Raw genomic sequence first — 17,235 nt, 5'->3', positions numbered from 1 at the left:
ATGACCAGCATGCCCGATGCCGTCGCGGCCCCGTCGCGTCCGGCTCCGACTTCCGCCCCTGCCCAACGCGGCGGTTCGGCCGGCGACGATGCGCGCGACGAGGATTTCGCCAGTCTGGTGGACGAGACCGCCGACGAGGACCCCGACGATTCGGCCCGCCCCGACCGCTTGCGCAAACGCAAGGACCCGCGGCCGGAGGATCCCGTCGCCGCGCAGGGCGCGATCATCCAGGCGGTGGTGCAGGCGGTCGTCCAAGCTGGCGGCACCGACGCGCCGCTGATGCCGTGGATGGTGGCCGCGACGCCGCCGCCGGACGGGGTCGGCGCTGTCCCATCGGCTCCGGCTGCGGCAGTCCCCGAAGCAGGATCGGGCTCCGCCGCGCCCAAGGCCGGACAAGCCGCCGGTATCGGCAATCCCCCTGCCGGCCAGACCGCGACCCCCGCATCGACGACCGCGCCGGCAGCCATTCCGCAGCCGGCGCCGGAACCGTCCGCACCGGCTGGGCCGGGTGGAAAGAGCGGACCGGAGCCGACGGCGCCGGCCGACACGGCGGCACAGGGCAGCGCCGGGCAGACGGCGGAGGCTCCGGCGCCGCTACAGGCCGGACAGGCCACCCTGCCGGCCGCGACCGCGGAGGCAACGCCCTCCCCGGACGGGCGAGAGAGCCGGCGCGACGAAAGCACCGATCCCCGCACCGCCGTGCGTGGCGTGCGCGGCGGTCGTCAGAATACCGCTGCCGCCAATGCCGGCCAGCCGGCCGCAGCCTCCGCGTCCCCCCAACACGGCCAGCCGGCACCCGACGCCGCTCCCGCCCCCGCCGGCCGGGATGCCGCCCTTCCCTTCGGTGCTCCCCCGGCCACCGGCGGCGGCGAGGCGGCGGCCACCGGGTTCGAGGCGGTGCCGCCCCTGCCCGCCCAGGCGGCGACGCATTATGCCGCCGCCGCTGCGTCCGGCCGGGCCGCCACCGCGCACAGCCCGGCGATGGCGCAGCTGGCGGCGCCGCTGGTCCGCGTGGCGGAGTCCGGCGGCGGCGAGTTCCACATCGACCTCGCCCCGGCGGAGCTTGGCCGCATCCGCGTCGTTGCCGACGTCAGCGACGGCAAGGTTTCGCTAACCGTCCAGGCCGAACAGGCCGACACGCTGGCCCTGCTGCGGCGCGACCTGACGCAGTTGGAACGCGCGCTCGGCGATGCCGGCCTGTCGCTCGACAGTTCCAGCCTTCAGTTCTCGTTGCAGGGCGACGGCCAGTCGCGCGGCTTCGCCGCTCCCGACCGCGGCGGCAGCTCCGGCGGCTGGCGCGTGCAGGCCGAGGCTGTTCCCGAACCCGTTGCCGACCGACCGATGCGCCCGATCGACGGGCTGGTCGACGTCACCGTCTGAACAGGAAAGACTGTCCCGCCATGACCACCACGCCAAGCACCGCCCCGACGACGGCCGCCACCAAGACGGCCGCCACGGAAGAGCCCAAGAAGGCCACCGTCGATTACGAATCCTTCCTGAAGCTGCTGACCGCGCAGTTGCGCAACCAGGACCCGCTGGCGCCGATGGACGCCACCCAGTTCATGACCCAGCTGGCGCAGCTGTCGACGGTGGAGCAGTCGATGCGCTCCAACGACACGCTGGGCAAGGTGCTGGACACGCTGAAGAGCAGCGGCATGCGCATGGACATGGCCCTGCTCGGCCGCAAGGTGGAGGTGGCGTCCGACCAGCTGTCGCTGACCGGCGGCAAGGCGGAGGCCGCCTACACCATCGACGGCACGCCGGCTTCCGTGAAGCTGGAGGTGCTGAACAGCGCCGGCAGCGTCGTCTACAGCACGCCCGGCTCGCCTAAGGCCGGCCGGCAGGTCTTCGACTGGACCGGCAGGACCGCCAGCGGCGGCACCGCGCCCGACGGGGTCTATACGCTGCGGGTGACAGCGAAGGACAAGGACGGCAAGGCGCTGACCAGCGCCACCGTCGTCAGCGACACGGTCGCCGAGGTGCGCAGCGTCGACGGCGCCAGCAAGTTCGTGCTGAAGAACGGCGCCACGGTGGATTCGAGCGCGGTGCTGTCGGCGTCGTGAGGTGCTGCATGCCCTCTCCCGCCCCGGGAGAGGGAGGGGACCCGCCGAAGGCGGGGAGGGTGAGGGGTTATCCGAAACATGGATCCCCTTTCCTTGGAGCACCCCTCACCCTTCCCAAGCTTCGCTTGGGCCCCTTCCCTCTCCCGGGGCGGGAGAGGGAGACAGTACGGCTTCTATAAGCGCGTGTTGTCCTGGCGCAGCAGGCGGTCGATCAGCACGGCGCGGATCGGCTGGCCGCTTTCCCGGACAAAGGAGCCGTTGGCGCCGGCCAGCAGCGCGGTGGCAACGCCCTGCGGGTCGACCGCCGGGCCGTTGAAGCGGCCATGACCGGCGAGGTCGAACAGGGACTCCAGCATCGCGCTGCGCGCGTGCGGCAGGCGGCGGCGGACCAGCAGCGCATCGTCGGCGCTTGATGCCTCCAGCGTCACCTGGGTCAGGATGAAGGCGACGGTCCGCCCGCGCTCCAGCATCGGAACGACCAGCTGGCCGGCCTCCACATAGTAGGGGCCGCCGGCAACCGTTTCGGCGGGAGCGGCGGGGGTGGGGCCGGCGCCCTGCGGGGCCTCGAACCGGCCGAAGCCGTAGCCACCGGCGAAGGCGAGCGCCGCGGCCACGGCGAACAGCAGGACGGCTTTCATGGCGCGGGCTCCCGAACAGGCCGGATCATCAGAAAGGCAGAATCACGTCCAGCACCTGCTGGCCGTAGCGCGGCTGCTGCACGTCGGTGATCTGGCCGCGGCCGCCATAGGTGATGCGCGCCTCGGCGATCTTGTCGTATTCGATGGTGTTGGCGTTGCTGATGTCCTCGGGACGGATCACGCCGGCGATGCGCATCTCGCGCAGCTCGTAGTTCACCCGCACCTCCTGCCGGCCGGCGATGACGAAGTTGCCGTTGGGCAGCACCTGGGTCACCACGGCGGCGACGCGCATGGCGATGCGCTCGTTGCGCTGGATGGTGCCGTTGCCGCTCGACGTGCTGGAGCTGTCGAGATCGACCAGGCTGGACGGATCGACCGCGTCGGGCAGGATGGCGGGAAGGCGGCTCTCCAGCCCGAAGAAGTTGGGCAGCCCGGCCTTCTCGTTGTTGGTGCGCCCGCGCTGGGTGCTGTTGCGCAGCTGCGCCTGGTCGGAGATGTCGATGACGACGGTCAGCAGGTCGCCCACCGCCTTGGCGCGGGGATCGCGGAAGAAGTCGCGCGACCCGGTGCGCCACAGCGAACTTGGGATCTGTTCGGCCATCGACGGCTGCGGCATCGGCAGGGAGATGACGCGGGCCTCCGGCTGCATCGCCGGGTTGGAGATCTCCGACAGGGTGGGAGCGCTGCCGATGTCGGCCAGCCGCGCGCAGCCGCCGGCGCCAAGCGACAGCAGCAGGATGGGGACGAACGCGGTGCGCATCTGGGAAGCTCCCTTCATCGGATCTCTCAGGGCCTTGCTGCCTGCGGAACCCGCGGGCCGCTGACCGACACGGTCTCGGCCCCGGTGACGGTGCCGGTGACGACGGTGCTGCTGGCGATGTTCATGACGCGGACGCTGTCGCCGACGCCGCCCTCCTGCAACGCCCGCCCGCGGGCGGCCAGCAGCAGCGCGCCGTCCTCGTAGACCAGCGTCACCGGCCGGTTGCGCTGGACGACGATGGGGGCGCCGACCGAACCGACCTGAACCAGCCGCCCGGCGGAGAGCTGACGGCGCGGCGACTGGCCGACCAGCGCGTCGGCGGTGGCGATGAAGCCGGCCCCGGCACGGTCGAGCGACAGGCGGACGGTGGTCAGGTCCGACGCCTCGATCACCTCGCCCGGCCGGATGCGGCGGACCGGCACCGGCATCGTCACCTCCACGTCGGCCCGGCCGCTCAGCTCGACGGCATGGCCGTTGCTGAGGATGCGGGCCTGGAAGATGCCGGTGCGGGGGTCGAGGCCGATGTCGCGCACGGCATCCACCGGCCCGTCGAAGGGGCGGCCCAACGTCAGCGCCACCTGGGCGTCCGGCGGCACCGAGGGTCCGAGGGAGGCCAGAATCTCCTCCGCCAGCCGCGTCTCGACAGGGCCGGCGCCAGAACCGGCAGCAGCCGGAAGGGGAAGCGCCAGCATGCTCCCGAGCAGAAGGCACGACAGTGAATGGCGGAGGGGGTGCTGCACAATCGTCACCGCATGTTGGTCATGGTGGAAGCCATCTGGTCGCCGGCCTCGATCACCTTGGCGTTCATCTCGTAGGCGCGCTGGGCGGAGATCAGCTCGGTGATTTCCTGCACGACGTTGACGTTGGAGGATTCCAGATATTTCTGGCGGATGGTGCCGAAGCCGGCCTGCCCCGCCAGCCCCTCCTGCGGTTCGCCCGAGGCCGGGGTGGCGCGGAACAGGTTGTCGCCCAGCGCCTCCAGCCCGCTGTCGTTGACGAACACCGTCATCGCCAGCTGGCCCTGGTTGACCGGCTGGGCCTTGCCGTCGACATAGGCCAGCACCTCGCCGGAGCGGTTGATCACCACCTCGCGCGTGCCCTGCGGCACGGTGATGCCGGGGGCGACGGTGAAGCCGTCGGCGGTGACGATGGTGCCCTCCGGCGACAGCTTGAAGCTGCCGGCGCGGGTGTAGACGGTCTCGCCGCCGGGCTGGGTCACGTTGAAATAGCCGCGCCCCTCGATGGCCAGATCCAGCTCGTTGCCGGTGGAGGTCAGGTTGCCGGTGGTGTTGATGCGGTTGACCGAGGTCGGCCGCACGCCCAGCCCCACCTCGACGCCGGTCGGCACGATGGTGCCGCTGTCGGTCGACTGGCTGCCCTGCCGGCGCTCCGCCTGATACATCAGGTCCTGGAATTCGGCGCGCGAGCGCTTGAAGGCGGTGGTGTTGATGTTGGCGATGTTGTTCGAGATGACCTCGACGTTCATCTGCTGGGCCATCATGCCGGTGGACGCGATGCTGAGCACGCGCATGGACGGACTCTCCCTGTGGGGATTTTAAGAGGATTTGCCGAGGCGGTTGATGGCGGAGCGCAGCAGGTCCTGGCCGTCGTCCACCATCTTGGTCACCGCCTGATAGTCGCGGGTCAGGTCCATCATGCGGCCGATCTCGACGATGCCCTGCACGTTGGACCGCTCGACCTTGCCCACCACCAGCCGGGTGTCGGGGGCGGGGCGCGCCTCCATGCCGTCGGCCAGTTCGAACAGCAGGTCGCCGGTCTGCTTCAGCGCCTGCGGGCTGTCGAAGCGCGAGACGGCGATGCGGGAGACCACGGCGCCGTCGGCCGACAGCAGCCCGTCGGAGCCGATGGTGATCCTGGACGCATCGGACGGGATGACGATGGGCCGGCGGCCGTCGTCGAGCACGGCGTAGCCGTTGGGGCCGACCAGCGTGCCGTCGGCATCGCGGCGCAGCCGGCCGTCGCGGCTGTAGCGCACGCCGTCCGGCGTCTGCACCGACAGGAAGCCGTCGCCGTCCAGCGCCACGTCATAGGGGTTGCCGGTCTCGGTGAAGGCGCCGGCCCGCAGGTCGGTGTAGGTGGAGCGGTCGATGGTGAAGGCGATGCGGTCGGTCGGCTTGCGCCCGCCGGCCTCCATCGCCGCTTCGAACAGGGTGCGTTCGCCGCGGAAACCGACGGTATTCATGTTGGCGACGTTGTTGGCGACGACGTCCAGCTGCCGCCGCAGCGCCATCTGGCGCGACAGTCCGATGTAAAGCTGGTTCTCCATCGCCGAACACTCCGGTTTTGAACTCCGCCTTAATCTGGACGAGGCAGTTTAAAACCGGGTTTCAACCTGAGCCGGTCCGGACGATGCCTTGCCGGACTTGGTGCGGGTTTGGCCATCATTTCGATAAAATGCGAGACGACTGTGATGAAACGGCGCCCGGATACCGCACTGACGCTTGGTTCGACGCTGGTTCTCGCCGTGCTGGCGGCGCCGGGGCCGGCGCAGGCCGCCGTCCGGGCGCAGTTGGGCGACCATGGCGACTATTCGCGGCTGGTGCTGTCGGTGCCGAAGGGGGTGGAGCCGGTCGCGGTCGTCGACGGCTGCGTCCTGCGCATCGCCGTGCCCGATCCGCTGCGCTGGCCGCTGGCGAGCCTGCGCGACAGCTTCTCCCGCCGGCTGGCGGACTTCGTCACGGCCGATGGCGGGCGCAGCCTGACCGCGACGGTGCCCTGCGGCGCGCGGGTGGCCAGCTTCATGGAGCAGCGGAACCTGATCGTCGATGTCGGCGGGCCGCCGGTTCCGGGGGTGAAGCCGGGGGCACCGGGGGATGGGGCGGTGGAGGCCGTTGTTGCGGCTGCGGCGCCGGAGGTTGCGCGGTCTGTCGGTGTCGCCGAGGTGGTCGAAGCGCTGAACCCCATCGGCACGGCGAATGCGGCGGCGATGACGCTCCCTCTCCCGCCCCGGGAGAGGGAAGGGGCCCAAGCGCAGCTTGGGAAGGGTGAGGGGGAGTGCAAGAATCAAGGTGCTCCATGCTCGGATAGCCCCTCACCCTCCCCACTTCGTGGGTCCCCTCCCTCTCCCGGGGCGGGAGAGGGCGTAGCGCCGTCCCTCCCCGTCGTTACCAGCCTGGAAGGCGAAGTCCGCGACAGCATCCAGCAGACCCTGCGGCAACTGGAGCGCATGCCGGAACGCACCCCGAAACCCGTCCCGCAAACCGCCGAGCCGCCCAAGCCGCCGGCCCCGCCGCCCATCGGGGCGATGGATCTCGCCGGCTGGGCCGGGGACGATTTCAACCGCACGCGCGAGGCTCTGCAAAGGGCGCTCGACACGGCGCAGGGCCGCGCGCGGGTCGAGGCGCAGATCGCGCTGGTCCGCTTCCTGCTCGCGCGTGCCCTGGACGAGGAAGGGCGCGCGGCACTGGAGACGGCGGCCAGCCTGTCGCCGGCACCCGACCAGCGCTATGCCCTGCGCATCCTGGGCGACGCCTTCCGCGCGCTCGACCGCGAGGACGCGCCGGACGACAATTTGTTCGTCCAGCTGCCGGCCGGCGCCATGCCCGACCACCATGTCTGGCGCGGCGTCGCCCTGGCGCCGACCCGCTGGGCGGCGGCGAAGGAGGGGTTGCCCATCGCGCTCCGCCGGCTGCTCGACTACCCGGCCGACCTGCGCAGCCGGCTGCTGACCACGCTCGCCGCCGCGGCGGACGAGGCGGGGGACAGTGCGGCGCTGAACCTGATCGTGCTGGAGATGATCACCGTCGATTCGAAGGGCATGGCCGATGGCCGGCTCGATTATTTCCGCGGCCGCTTGGCGGAGCTGAAGGCGACCCCCGACGCGGCTCTCGACCGCTATGACGCCGCGGCGGCTTTACGCCGCGGTCCCTTCGCCCGCCGGGCCGAGGTGCGCGCCATCGAACTGCGCCGCGGCCTGGGGCGGCTGGACGAGGATGGCGCCATCGCGGCGCTGGAAGCCCTGCGCTTCGCCTGGCGCGGCGACGAGATCGAAACGGATGCGCTGGCGGCGCTGGGCGGCGCCTATGCCCGCAGCGGCAGGACCGACGCGGCGCTCGACATCTTCGGCCTGCTGGGGCGGCGCTTCGGCGCCACCGCGCGCGGGCGCGACGCGCTGGCGGCAGGGCGGACCCTGCTGTCCGCCGTGCTCGACCGGCTGGAGCGGTCGCCGCCGGGCGGGCTCTATGCGCTGGCGTTGCAGGCGCGGCACGGCGGGCTGGTGACGCTGGTCGACGGCCCGGACGGCGGGCTGCGCCTGCGCCTTGCCACGCTGCTGCTGCGCGACGGCTATGGGCTGGAGGCGACCCGCATCCTGCATGCGCTGACGGAAGGTGCGACCGGCCCGCGCCGGGCGGAGCTTGGCGCCACGCTGGCCCGCTCCCTGATCGACGGCGGGCGCGAGGGGGAGGCGCTGGATGTGCTGGCCCGCACCGGCGGGTCGGGGCTGGAGCCGGCCCTGGCCGAACGCCGCGCCCTGCTGCGCGCCGACGCGCTGCTCGGCGACGGCGACACGGTGCGGGCGCTTGATGCGCTGCGCGGCCTCAGCGGGGCGGAGGCGGCGCGGCTGCGGGCCGAGGGGCTGTTCGCGGCCGGCGAATGGCGGGCGGCGCGGAGCGCCTTCGCCGAACTGGCAGCCACCGGGGCGGAACCGACGGCCGACGATCTGGCCTTGCAGGGGTTGTCGGCCTATCTGGCCGGCGACGCCGATGCGTCGCGTGGCTTTGGCGAGGCGCAGCGCGCGCGGCTGGCCGGCACCCGCTGGGCCGGGCTGCTCGATGCGCTGGCGCCGCCGCCCGCCGACGGGCCGCTGCGCGCGGAGTCGGTGGAGCGCGACCTTGTTACGGCGACCGCGCTCGACCGGCTGGCGCGGGCGTGGCGGAAGACTCCCTGACCTTGTGCGGCCCCGATCCGTAAAGCCGCTTTAAACGGCGGGCTGTAGCGTCGGCGGACCGTTGCCCCCTATCGCGATGGCCTTTGCACATCCGGAGAAGAAGACATGCGCTTGATGTTCGGGTTGATCGCGGTGTTTGCCAGCGTGCTCGGCGGGTTCTACGCGATGGGCGGGCGGATGGCGGTGCTGTGGCAGCCGGTGGAGATCGTCATCATCATCGGCGCCGGCATCGGCGGCTTCGCCATCGCCAACAGCCCGGCGGTGCTGCGCGACACGCTGCGCGCCGTCGGCACCATCGCCCGCGGGCGGACCACGCCCAAGAACGACTATCTCGACATGATCGCCCTGGTCTACGGGCTGCTGCGCGTCGCCAAGTCAAAGGGCATGTCGCAGATCGAGACCGACATCGACAAGCCGGCCGACAGCCCGCTGTTCACCCAGTACCCCAACGTCCTGCGCTATGACCGCTGCATCACCTTCCTGTGCGATTACCTGCGCCTGATCGCGCTGGGGCAGGACAACCCGCACGACCTGGAATCGCTGATGGCGGAGGAGCTGGACACGCTGGGCCGCGAGTTGAACCAGGTGCCGAAGGCGTTGCAGAACCTTGCCGACGCGCTGCCGGCGCTGGGCATCGTCGCCGCGGTGCTGGGCGTCATCAACGCCATGGGCGCGATCAGCGAGGCGCCGGAGGTGCTGGGCCGGATGATCGGCGGGGCGCTGACCGGCACCTTCCTCGGCGTGCTGCTGTCCTACGGCATGGTCGGCCCGATCGCCAGCGCCGCCCGCCAGCGCCGCGAATCGGAACTGAACATGTATTTCTGCATCAAGGCGGCGTTGTGCGCCTATCTGCGCGGCAGCCCGCCGCAGGTCTGCGCCGAATATGCCCGCAAGGTGCTGTACACCGACATCCAGCCCAGCCTTGCCGAGGTTGAGGTCGCCACCGCGCTGTCGTCGCAGGCCAAGGCCCGCGACGCCCGCCAGCCGGCGTGACCGGCCATGCCGCGCAAGACCGCCCTGCCCCCGATCATCGTCAAGCGCCATCTCGGCGGCCACGAGGAAGAGGAGCACAACGGAACCTGGAAGCTGGCCTACGCCGACTTCGTCACGGCGATGATGACCTTCTTCCTGGTGATGTGGCTGATGAACATCACCACCACCGAGCAGCGCAAGGGCATCGCCGACTATTTCAACCCGGTCGCGGTGTCGCAGAGCAACTCCGGCGCCGACGGCATGCTGGCCGGCCGTTCGGTCGACAAGAGCGGATCGCTGACCACCCCGAACGCCGCCGGCGATCAGGCGAGCCCGGTCGCCTCCCCGCCCGTCGTCGCGTCGGTCGGCGACAGCGACCGCCAGCCGGCCGGCCGCAGGGATCCGATGCCCCACCCGCCGGGCGGTAATGTTCCGCCGGTGGACCTGCTGCGTCCCACGGCGGAGAGCACACCCGCGGCGTCTCCGGCTGCACCGCCGGCCCCCCAGGCCACCCGTGCGGAGCTGGAGGCGCTGCTCGACCGCCAGTCCTCCGAACTGACGGAGAAGGTGGCGCTGGAGTCGCTGGAACGGGATCTCCGCCAGCGCATCGCCGCGTCGCCGGACCTCAGCGCCCTGCAAGCCAGTCTGGTGATCCAGCAGGTGCCGGAGGGGCTGCGCGTCCAGCTGACCGATCAGGCCCGCTTCTCGATGTTCAAGGTCGGTTCGGCCCAGATGAACGACCAGGGCCGGCGGCTGATGCGGATGGTGGCGTCGGCGCTCGGCTCGGTGCCGAACCCCATCGGCATCACCGGCCACACGGATGCGCTGGGCTATGCGCCGGATGCGAAGTACGGCAATTGGGAACTGTCGAGCGACCGCGCCAACGCCGCCCGCCGCGAGCTGCTGGCCAGCGGCATTCCGGGCGGGCGCATCGTCCGGGTGGAAGGGCGTGCCGATCTGGACCATTTCGGCGCCAGCGATCCGCTCGACCCCAGCAACCGGCGGATCAGCATCACGCTGCTGCGGCGGCCGGCGGGGCAATAGGCGGGAGCAATCAAGGCGGGAAACAACCAAAAGAAAAAGCCTTACGCATTTTAACAAAACCGCCCGCTTTTTCCTTTAAAGCCCCTTTAAAATCCCTTCGCTACCGTTAACCCCGCCAGTCATCCGCGGAGAATCCCGGAACGCACAACTTCCCTTCCGTTCGTCGTCACTGCGACGGCCCGTTCGACGGTTGACCAGAGGATTCCAAGGATGAGCCTTTACAGCGCCATGCGGTCCGGTGTCAGCGGCATGTCCGCGCAAAGCTCGCGCCTTGCCGCCATTTCGGACAACATCAGCAATTCGCAGACGGTCGGCTACAAGCGGGCCACTGTGGATTTCTCCACCCTCGTCACCTCGCCCGGCAGCCGCAGCACCTACACCGCCAGCGGCGTGCAGTCCGCCACGCATTATCAGATGCAGCAGGACGGCACGATCCTCGGGACCAGCTCGTCCACCGACATGGCGATCAGCGGCAACGGCTTCTTCGTCGTCGGCAACACGGCATCCGGCACGCCGCAATATTCGCTGACCCGCGCCGGCAGCTTCCTGCCCGACGAAGCCGGCTTCCTGCGCAACAATGCCGGCCAGTATCTGGAAGCCTGGAAGCTGAACCCCGACGGCACCATGCCGAACGTCAGCACCTCCCGCTTCGACGACCTCCAGTCGGTGAATGTCGGCAACCTCGTCTATGGCGGCAGCAAAACGACGCAGATGGATTTCTCCGGCAACCTGCCGGCCCAGGCCGCGACCGGCGACAGCTTCACCAGCAGCCCGACCTTCTATGACGGGCTGGGCAATCCGCTCGACCTGTCGATGACCTGGACCAAGGCCGCCGGCCCCAACCAGTGGACGCTGACCGCCGCCGGCCCTACCGGCTATACCGTGACCGGCGCCCCGGTGACGCTGACCTTCGCCGCGACCGGCCCCTATGCCGGCAAGCCGGTGGACGGCGCCGGCCTGCCGCTTGACCCGATGCCGGGCCTCACCGTCACCTCGCCGGCCACGCCGACCGCCGACAGCTTCACCATGTCGCTCGGCAACCTCACCCAGCTGAACGGCGATTACGTGCCGACCGTCACCGGCGACGGCGCCAAGGTCGGGCAGGTCACCTCGGTCGACATCGACGACAGCGGCAAGCTGTGGGTGATGTACGACAACGGCGCCCGTCAGGGGCTGTACCAGATCCCGATCGCCACCGTCACCAACCCGGACGGGCTGGTCGCCCAGGACGGCAACACCTACACGCTGGGGGCCGACACCGGGACCCTGACGCTGGGGGCGGGCAAGCGGGGCGGCGCCGGCAGCGTCGTCGGCAGCGCGCTGGAACAGTCCAACGTCGACATCGCGACCGAGCTGGTGTCGCTGATCGAGACGCAGCGCGCCTACTCGTCCAGCGCCACGCTGGTGCGCACCGCCGACGAGATGGTCGAAGAAACCACGCGCCTGAAGCGCTGAGCCCAGTTCCGACGGAGTCCCGGCCATGAGCGTCCAACTCGCCCTCACGTCCGCCCTGTCCGGCCTGCGCACGACGCAGCAGCAGGCGGCGATGGTGTCCCACAACCTCGCCAACGCCACCACCGCCGGCTATGTGCGCCGCGACCTCGACCTGTCGGCGGTCACCACCGCCGGCCGCGGCGCCGGGGTGCGGGTCGACGCCGTCGCCCGCAAGGTGGACGAGCTGCTGATCCGCGACGCGCGGTTCGAGACCAGCCGCTACAGCGGGCAGGAGGCGCGCGCCTCGGCACTGGCCGACTATGCGCTGGTGCTGGGCCAGCCGCAGGACGAGAAGTCGGTCTCGACCCAGCTGTCGAAGCTGCAGCAGGCCTTCTCGCGCCTGCACGACATGCCCAACGACGATGCGGCCCGCAACGCCGTGGTGTCGCAGGCGGCGGCGCTGGCCGGCGGGCTGAACCGTGCCGCCGAGGCGGCGCAGACGGTGCAGGACGATGCCAGGGGCCGGCTCCAGACCTCCGTCGATACGGTCAACACCGCGCTCCAGCGCGTCAGCGACCTGAACGGCAAGATCGCGACCTTGGAGACGCGCGGCGGCGATGCCGGCGACCTGCGCGACCAGCGCGACCGCCTGCTCGATCAGGTCTCGCAGGAGATCGGCATCCGCACCTACAGCCGCGAGGACGGCCAGGTGGTGGTGATGACCCGCAACGGCCAGACCCTGCTCGACCACCCGCTGGCGCCGGGCGAAAGCCCGCTGACCCTGCTCGGCGACGAGGTGATGGCGAACGGCGTCACCCTGTCGGCCAACCCGGACAGCGAAATCCAGAGCGGCCGCATCATGGGCTATGTCCAGACCGTCAAGCAGGACATGCCGCGCGCCATGGCGCAGTTGGACGAGCTGGCCGCCGGCCTCGTCCAGGCCTTCCAGGGGGCGGAGGCCGACCCGACCCAGCCCGGCCTGTTCACCGATGCCGGCGCCGCCTATGGCGCCACCGCTGGCCTCGCCTCGCGCATCGCCGTCAACGACGCGGTGCGGACGGAAAGCTGGCGGGTGCAGAGCGGCGTCCAGGCGGCGGCCCCGCTCCAGCCGGGCGACCAGACGCAGATCGACAGGTTCCAGGCCGTCTTCACCGGCACCCGCAGCTTCGCCGCCACCGACATGCCGGCCAACGCGACGCTCGGCAGCTACGCCACCGCCATGGTGTCGGCCCAGCAGGGCTACCGCACCGGTGCCGAGTCGGAGATGAACGCGCGCAAGATCAGCGCCGACACGCTGGAGACCGCCCGCATCAACCGCGACGGCGTCAACATCGACGACGAGATGCAGAAGCTGCTGCTGATCGAGCAGAGCTACGGCGCCAGCGCCCAGGTGGTGCAGGTCGCCGGCCGCATGATCGACATCCTGTTGCAGATCAAGGGGTAAGCCGATGCTGTACAATGCCCTGTCCACGCTGGGGATGAGCCGGTCGCTGCAAAGCACCATGACCCGGCAGCAGATGGAGCTGACCCGCGCCAACGAGGAGGTGTCGACCGGCGTCCATGCCGACGTCGCCGCGACCATCGGCGCCGGCACCGGCCGCGACATCGCGCTGCGCAACCTGTTCGACCGCACCGACGAGTATGTGAAGACCACCGACCTGCTCGACGGCCGGATGAAGACGATGGACAGCGCGATGACCAGCATCCTCGCGTCGGGCACCGACCTGCTGGCCGCCGCCTCCACCGGGCTGGGACAGCAGTCGCCGACCGGGACGTCCCTGCAAATCCGCGCGCGCGGCGTGCTGGATCAGGTGGTCGGGCTGCTGAACGCCTCGTCCGGCAACAGCTATCTCTTCGCCGGCACCGCGCTGGACCAGCCGCCGATGCGCAATGTCGACGGCGACAAGTCGGGCCTGCGCTCGCCGATGCAGATCGTCCGGGATGCCATCCAGTCGGCCACCGGCGGCACCGCCATGCCGAAGACGGCGGCGGAGACCGCGGCGGTCGTCGCCCGGCTCGACGATCTGTTCGCCGTGCGCGACCCGGCGACGCCGGCCCCCGCCCCGCTGACCGACAGCTTCGAAGGCGGCCTCTACACCGGCACCACGGCGATGCAGCCGGGCGGCACCACCTCGCCGCGCGTCAGCGGCCAGCCGGCGGAGTCCACCGCCATCGCCTATGGCGTGCAGGCCAACGACCCGATGATGCGGCAGATGCTGGAAGGCATCTACATGCTGGCGGCGGTCGACACCTCGCAGATGGATGTCGACGCCTACCCCGACTACATCAGGACCGCGGTCGACAAGCTGTCCGGCGGCCTCGGCAAGCTGCGGGAGGCAACGGCCCAGCTCGGCATCCAGCGCGCCCAGGTCGCGACGCTGGCCGAACAGCACAAGACGCAGAAGTCGATCCTCAGCCTGCAGATCGACAATCTGGAAGGCGTCGATCCCTACGAGGCCAGCACGCGGATCAGCCAGTTGGAGGCGCAGATCGACGCCACCTCCAGCGCGACCGCGCGCATCGCCAAGCTGCACCTGACCAACTACCTCTAGGCCGCATCGATATGAGCCCCGGCATCCAGGTCCCCCTATCGTACCGGCTCCGGCCCGCCTTGCGCCGCGTCCTGGTGCTGGCCGGCGGGCTGCTGCTGGCGTTCGGCATGCTGTCGGCCGTGCCCGCGGCGGCGCAGACGCGGGTGAAGGATCTGGTCACCTTCGACGGGGTCCGCCGCAACCAGCTGGTCGGCTACGGCCTTGTCGTCGGGCTGAACGGCACCGGCGACCGGCTGATCAACACCCCCTTCACCGAGCAGAGCCTGAAGGGGATGATGGAGCGGCTGGGCATCAACACCCGCGGCGAGACGCTCCGCACCCGCAACGCCGCGGCGGTGATGGTGACGGCCAGCCTGCCGCCCTTCCCGCGCCAGGGCACGACGGTCGATGTCACGGTCTCGGCGCTCGGCGACGCCACCAGCCTGCTGGGCGGCACGCTGGTGGTGACGCCGCTGCTGGGCGCCGACGGCGAGGCCTATGCCGTGGCCCAGGGGCCGCTGTCGGTCAGCGGCTTCACCGCCGGTGGCGCGGCGGCGACGGTGACCAAGGGGGTGCCGACCACCGCCCGCATCGCCAACGGCGCCACGGTGGAGCGAGAGCTGAAATTCGCGCTGAACGATGTCGGCGCGGTGCGGATGGCGCTGCGCAACCCCGACTTCACCACGGCGATCCGCATCGCCGACGCGGTGAACGGCCGGCTCGGCTCCGGCAACGCCCGGGTGGTCGATCTGACCACGGTCGACGTGCGCATCACGGGGTCCTATGTCGGCAACGTCTCCCGCCTGATCGGCGAGATCGAACAGCTGGCGGTCCGGCCCGACGCCATCGCCCGCGTGGTGGTGGACGAGCGCAGCGGCACCATCGTCATCGGCGACGACGTGCGGGTCAGCCGCGTCGCCATCACCCAGGGCAACCTGACCGTCCGCGTGGTGGAGACGCCGCAGGTGTCGCAGCCGCAGCCCTTCAGCAACGGCTCCACCGTCGTCGTGCCGCGCACCGACGTGCAGGTGCAGGAGGGCAACGGCCGCCAGTTCGTGACCGTCGGCGGCAATGTCAGCCTGCAACAGCTGGTCAACGGGCTGAACGCGCTGGGGGTGGGGCCGCGCGACATGGTGGCGATCCTCCAGGCGATCAAGGCCGCCGGCGCCCTGCACGCCGATCTGGAAATCATCTGACCCCCCCAAGACCGCGATGAACAGACCAGGATGGAGAGACGACGATGGACATCGCCGCAACGACCCTCTGCAGCCCTGCGACGCCCACGCCGGCAACCGCGACGCCGGCCCTCCCCAACCCGGAAGCGGCCGACAAGGTCGCGAAGGAATTCGAGGCGATGCTGGTCGGCCAGCTGATGGAGAGCATGTTCGCGGGCATGCGCGAAAGCCCGCTGTTCGGCGGCGGCGGCCCGGCGGAGAAGCCGTGGCGCAGCATGATGTTGCAGGAATACGGCAAGGCCATCGCCGAATCCGGCACGCTCGGCATCGGCAGGATGACGCATGACGAGATCGCCCGCCTCTACGCATCCCAAGCGGAGCAGCGCTCATGAGCGTCACCCTCAAGGACCTGATCCACGAATTCGCCCCCGACCGCCGGGCCGAACAGGCCGAGGCCGAGGGGCCGGCCGCTCCCGATCCCGGCTATGACGGTGCCACCGCCCTGCTGGTGCGCGACTTCCTCGACGCGGTGGAAGCGCTGTCCGCCGTGCTGGAGGAGGAATCCGCCTGCATCGCCGCCGGCATGCTCGACCGGCTGGAGGCCTTCGCCCACCGCAAGGCGGCGATGGCCGAACAGCTGGAAGGGGCCGTCCTGCGCGCCCGCGACGAAGGCATCCGCCTGCCCGACGATCTGCGCGCGATGACGCTGGAGCGCATCGACCGGCTGGAGCGGGCGGTGTCGGTCAACGCCTCCGGCCTTGTCGCCCTGCGCAAGGCGGTGCTGACCATCAACCGCAACCTGCTGACCGCGCTGGAGAAGGCGTCGAGCGACGGCACCTATGCCCGCGACGGACAGGCACGGCGGCCGGTGGAACTGTCGGCCTCCGGTCTGAACGCCACGCTGTAGCGCCGCTCAGAATCTGATCGACTTTAGCGGCCCTTCACGCTGGACAGTTCGCCGGCCTGTTCCAGCTTGATGATGCTGGCGACCAGCGCGCGCTGGAAGCCGCGGGCATCGGACGGCAGCGACACCCCGGCACCGGTCGGCCAGAATTCGACGAAGGCGAGGCTGCCCTCCTCCCCCGCACCCGGCCATTCGAAGGCGACGCCCAGCCCGATCTCCTTCGTCGTCCGCCGATGGTCGGTCACGAGGATCTGCGCCTCCCAATGCATGCCGCCGGCGCCCTTGTCGGCCCGCTGCTGGCTCCAGTTCCGCAGATAGTCGCGGAAGGTCTCCGACTGGCGGTCGAGCCGCACATAGCTCGACCGGTCGGTCACCGTCTGCGCCAGCTTCGTGGTATAGCGCGCCTGGGCGAGCGCCCGCGTCACGTCGGCGCAAAGCTCCTCGATCTGGGCGAAGCTGCGCCGCACCGTATCGGCGAGCGCCGCCGCCAGGGCGGGACCGGTCAGCGCCGCCGCGGCGTGGTCCTTGCGATACATGTCGAAGAGATCGTCCGAATCGCCCATCGCCGCCCCCACGCCACCGCCATCTGGCGGTCCAGTCCACCGAATTCACCAAAAACAAATTAATAGCCGGTGAAGCGACACGAAAACGCCCCGTCTCATTCGAGGCGGGGCGTTTGCGATCAGTGTGAAGATGCAAGCATGCGTGCTTTGGTTTGAAGCGTCTCTTGTGCCTGAGCGACCTGGCGGCGACCTACTCTCCCACGTCTTAAGACGCAGTACCATTGGCGCGGAGGCTTTTCACG

General features: G+C 70.5%; 17 protein-coding genes. 11 read left to right on the top strand and 6 right to left on the bottom strand.

Annotation, left to right across the window (positions count from 1 at the left end; all coding sequences use genetic code 11):
• Together CRT60_RS05930 and CRT60_RS05925 are read left to right on the top strand one after the other, a co-directional pair.
• Window positions 1–1,380 carry a flagellar hook-length control protein FliK gene (locus CRT60_RS05930; protein ID WP_098735499.1) on the top strand — a complete coding sequence of 460 codons (1,380 nt, stop codon included), beginning with the start codon at window positions 1–3 and terminating at the stop codon, window positions 1,378–1,380.
• A 20-nt stretch (window positions 1,381–1,400) separates the two neighbouring features.
• Entirely contained in the window at window positions 1,401–2,063 is a 663-nt protein-coding gene (locus CRT60_RS05925; protein ID WP_098735498.1) for a flagellar hook assembly protein FlgD, read from the top strand.
• Window positions 2,064–2,236: 173 nt separating this feature from the next.
• On the opposite strand, the gene CRT60_RS05920 is transcribed toward CRT60_RS05925, so the two are convergent.
• The 5 genes from CRT60_RS05920 to flgF are packed head-to-tail and all read right to left on the bottom strand — an operon-like array spanning window position 2,237 to window position 5,748.
• Window positions 2,237–2,701 carry a hypothetical protein gene (locus tag CRT60_RS05920; RefSeq protein WP_098735497.1) on the bottom strand — a complete coding sequence of 155 codons (465 nt, stop codon included), beginning with the start codon at window positions 2,699–2,701 and terminating at the stop codon, window positions 2,237–2,239.
• Between the two features lie 28 nt (window positions 2,702–2,729).
• Window positions 2,730–3,461, bottom strand: coding sequence for a flagellar basal body L-ring protein FlgH (gene flgH, locus CRT60_RS05915; protein ID WP_098735496.1), 732 nt, complete (start codon window positions 3,459–3,461; stop codon window positions 2,730–2,732).
• 26 nt (window positions 3,462–3,487) lie between these two features.
• Complete coding sequence (flgA, locus tag CRT60_RS05910) at window positions 3,488–4,153, bottom strand: flagellar basal body P-ring formation chaperone FlgA (RefSeq protein WP_098735495.1); 666 nt, start codon at window positions 4,151–4,153, stop codon at window positions 3,488–3,490.
• 53 nt (window positions 4,154–4,206) lie between these two features.
• Entirely contained in the window at window positions 4,207–4,992 is a 786-nt protein-coding gene (gene flgG / locus CRT60_RS05905) for a flagellar basal-body rod protein FlgG (RefSeq protein ID WP_098735494.1), read from the bottom strand.
• A 24-nt stretch (window positions 4,993–5,016) separates the two neighbouring features.
• A complete protein-coding gene (flgF, locus tag CRT60_RS05900; RefSeq protein WP_098735493.1) occupies window positions 5,017–5,748 on the bottom strand; it encodes a flagellar basal-body rod protein FlgF in 732 nt (243 codons plus the stop codon).
• A gap of 144 nt (window positions 5,749–5,892) precedes the next feature.
• Between flgF and CRT60_RS05895 the strand changes: the two genes are divergently transcribed.
• The 9 genes from CRT60_RS05895 to CRT60_RS05855 all read left to right on the top strand — a co-directional run bounded on the left by CRT60_RS05895 (window position 5,893) and on the right by CRT60_RS05855 (window position 16,433).
• A complete protein-coding gene (locus CRT60_RS05895) occupies window positions 5,893–8,370 on the top strand; it encodes a hypothetical protein (RefSeq protein WP_098735492.1) in 2,478 nt (825 codons plus the stop codon).
• A gap of 105 nt (window positions 8,371–8,475) precedes the next feature.
• Window positions 8,476–9,363, top strand: a complete 888-nt coding sequence (motA, locus tag CRT60_RS05890; protein WP_098735491.1) for a flagellar motor stator protein MotA — start codon at window positions 8,476–8,478, stop codon at window positions 9,361–9,363.
• Between the two features lie 6 nt (window positions 9,364–9,369).
• Entirely contained in the window at window positions 9,370–10,386 is a 1,017-nt protein-coding gene (locus CRT60_RS05885) for a flagellar motor protein MotB (protein ID WP_098735490.1), read from the top strand.
• A 210-nt stretch (window positions 10,387–10,596) separates the two neighbouring features.
• Window positions 10,597–11,841 carry a flagellar hook protein FlgE gene (locus CRT60_RS05880; protein ID WP_098735489.1) on the top strand — a complete coding sequence of 415 codons (1,245 nt, stop codon included), beginning with the start codon at window positions 10,597–10,599 and terminating at the stop codon, window positions 11,839–11,841.
• 25 nt (window positions 11,842–11,866) lie between these two features.
• Entirely contained in the window at window positions 11,867–13,264 is a 1,398-nt protein-coding gene (gene flgK / locus CRT60_RS05875) for a flagellar hook-associated protein FlgK (protein WP_098735488.1), read from the top strand.
• A gap of 4 nt (window positions 13,265–13,268) precedes the next feature.
• A complete protein-coding gene (locus CRT60_RS05870) occupies window positions 13,269–14,372 on the top strand; it encodes a flagellin N-terminal helical domain-containing protein (protein ID WP_098735487.1) in 1,104 nt (367 codons plus the stop codon).
• A gap of 11 nt (window positions 14,373–14,383) precedes the next feature.
• Entirely contained in the window at window positions 14,384–15,547 is a 1,164-nt protein-coding gene (locus tag CRT60_RS05865) for a flagellar basal body P-ring protein FlgI (protein WP_098735486.1), read from the top strand.
• A gap of 44 nt (window positions 15,548–15,591) precedes the next feature.
• A complete protein-coding gene (locus tag CRT60_RS05860; RefSeq protein WP_098735485.1) occupies window positions 15,592–15,918 on the top strand; it encodes a rod-binding protein in 327 nt (108 codons plus the stop codon).
• Window positions 15,915–16,433 carry a flagellar protein FlgN gene (locus tag CRT60_RS05855; protein WP_098735484.1) on the top strand — a complete coding sequence of 173 codons (519 nt, stop codon included), beginning with the start codon at window positions 15,915–15,917 and terminating at the stop codon, window positions 16,431–16,433. Before CRT60_RS05860 ends, CRT60_RS05855 begins: the two co-directional genes overlap by 4 nt.
• A 23-nt stretch (window positions 16,434–16,456) precedes the next feature.
• Here the strand turns inward: CRT60_RS05855 and CRT60_RS05850 are convergent, their stop codons facing one another.
• Window positions 16,457–16,993 carry a hypothetical protein gene (locus tag CRT60_RS05850; RefSeq protein ID WP_098735483.1) on the bottom strand — a complete coding sequence of 179 codons (537 nt, stop codon included), beginning with the start codon at window positions 16,991–16,993 and terminating at the stop codon, window positions 16,457–16,459.
• Window positions 16,994–17,235: the final 242 nt, after the last annotated feature.

The organism is Azospirillum palustre (genome assembly GCF_002573965.1).
GTDB lineage: Bacteria > Pseudomonadota > Alphaproteobacteria > Azospirillales > Azospirillaceae > Azospirillum > Azospirillum palustre.
The sequence above is the reverse complement of the archived record's forward strand: the minus strand, read 5'-3'. Positions and strand labels throughout refer to the sequence as shown.

Excerpts from the sequence above, each read along its gene's own strand:
- CRT60_RS05895 (WP_098735492.1), top strand. The coding sequence starts at position 5,893 with ATGAAACGGCGCCCGGATACCGCACTGACGCTTGGTTCGACGCTGGTT.
- CRT60_RS05865 (WP_098735486.1), top strand. The coding sequence starts at position 14,384 with ATGAGCCCCGGCATCCAGGTCCCCCTATCGTACCGGCTCCGGCCCGCC.
- CRT60_RS05930 (WP_098735499.1), top strand. The coding sequence starts at position 1 with ATGACCAGCATGCCCGATGCCGTCGCGGCCCCGTCGCGTCCGGCTCCG.
- flgF (WP_098735493.1), bottom strand. The coding sequence starts at position 5,748 with ATGGAGAACCAGCTTTACATCGGACTGTCGCGCCAGATGGCGCTGCGG.
- flgK (WP_098735488.1), top strand. The coding sequence starts at position 11,867 with ATGAGCGTCCAACTCGCCCTCACGTCCGCCCTGTCCGGCCTGCGCACG.
- CRT60_RS05850 (WP_098735483.1), bottom strand. The coding sequence starts at position 16,993 with ATGGGCGATTCGGACGATCTCTTCGACATGTATCGCAAGGACCACGCC.
- flgG (WP_098735494.1), bottom strand. The coding sequence starts at position 4,992 with ATGCGCGTGCTCAGCATCGCGTCCACCGGCATGATGGCCCAGCAGATG.
- CRT60_RS05925 (WP_098735498.1), top strand. The coding sequence starts at position 1,401 with ATGACCACCACGCCAAGCACCGCCCCGACGACGGCCGCCACCAAGACG.
- CRT60_RS05880 (WP_098735489.1), top strand. The coding sequence starts at position 10,597 with ATGAGCCTTTACAGCGCCATGCGGTCCGGTGTCAGCGGCATGTCCGCG.
- flgH (WP_098735496.1), bottom strand. The coding sequence starts at position 3,461 with ATGCGCACCGCGTTCGTCCCCATCCTGCTGCTGTCGCTTGGCGCCGGC.
- CRT60_RS05870 (WP_098735487.1), top strand. The coding sequence starts at position 13,269 with ATGCTGTACAATGCCCTGTCCACGCTGGGGATGAGCCGGTCGCTGCAA.
- CRT60_RS05855 (WP_098735484.1), top strand. The coding sequence starts at position 15,915 with ATGAGCGTCACCCTCAAGGACCTGATCCACGAATTCGCCCCCGACCGC.
- motA (WP_098735491.1), top strand. The coding sequence starts at position 8,476 with ATGCGCTTGATGTTCGGGTTGATCGCGGTGTTTGCCAGCGTGCTCGGC.
- flgA (WP_098735495.1), bottom strand. The coding sequence starts at position 4,153 with ATGCTGGCGCTTCCCCTTCCGGCTGCTGCCGGTTCTGGCGCCGGCCCT.
- CRT60_RS05920 (WP_098735497.1), bottom strand. The coding sequence starts at position 2,701 with ATGAAAGCCGTCCTGCTGTTCGCCGTGGCCGCGGCGCTCGCCTTCGCC.
- CRT60_RS05885 (WP_098735490.1), top strand. The coding sequence starts at position 9,370 with ATGCCGCGCAAGACCGCCCTGCCCCCGATCATCGTCAAGCGCCATCTC.
- CRT60_RS05860 (WP_098735485.1), top strand. The coding sequence starts at position 15,592 with ATGGACATCGCCGCAACGACCCTCTGCAGCCCTGCGACGCCCACGCCG.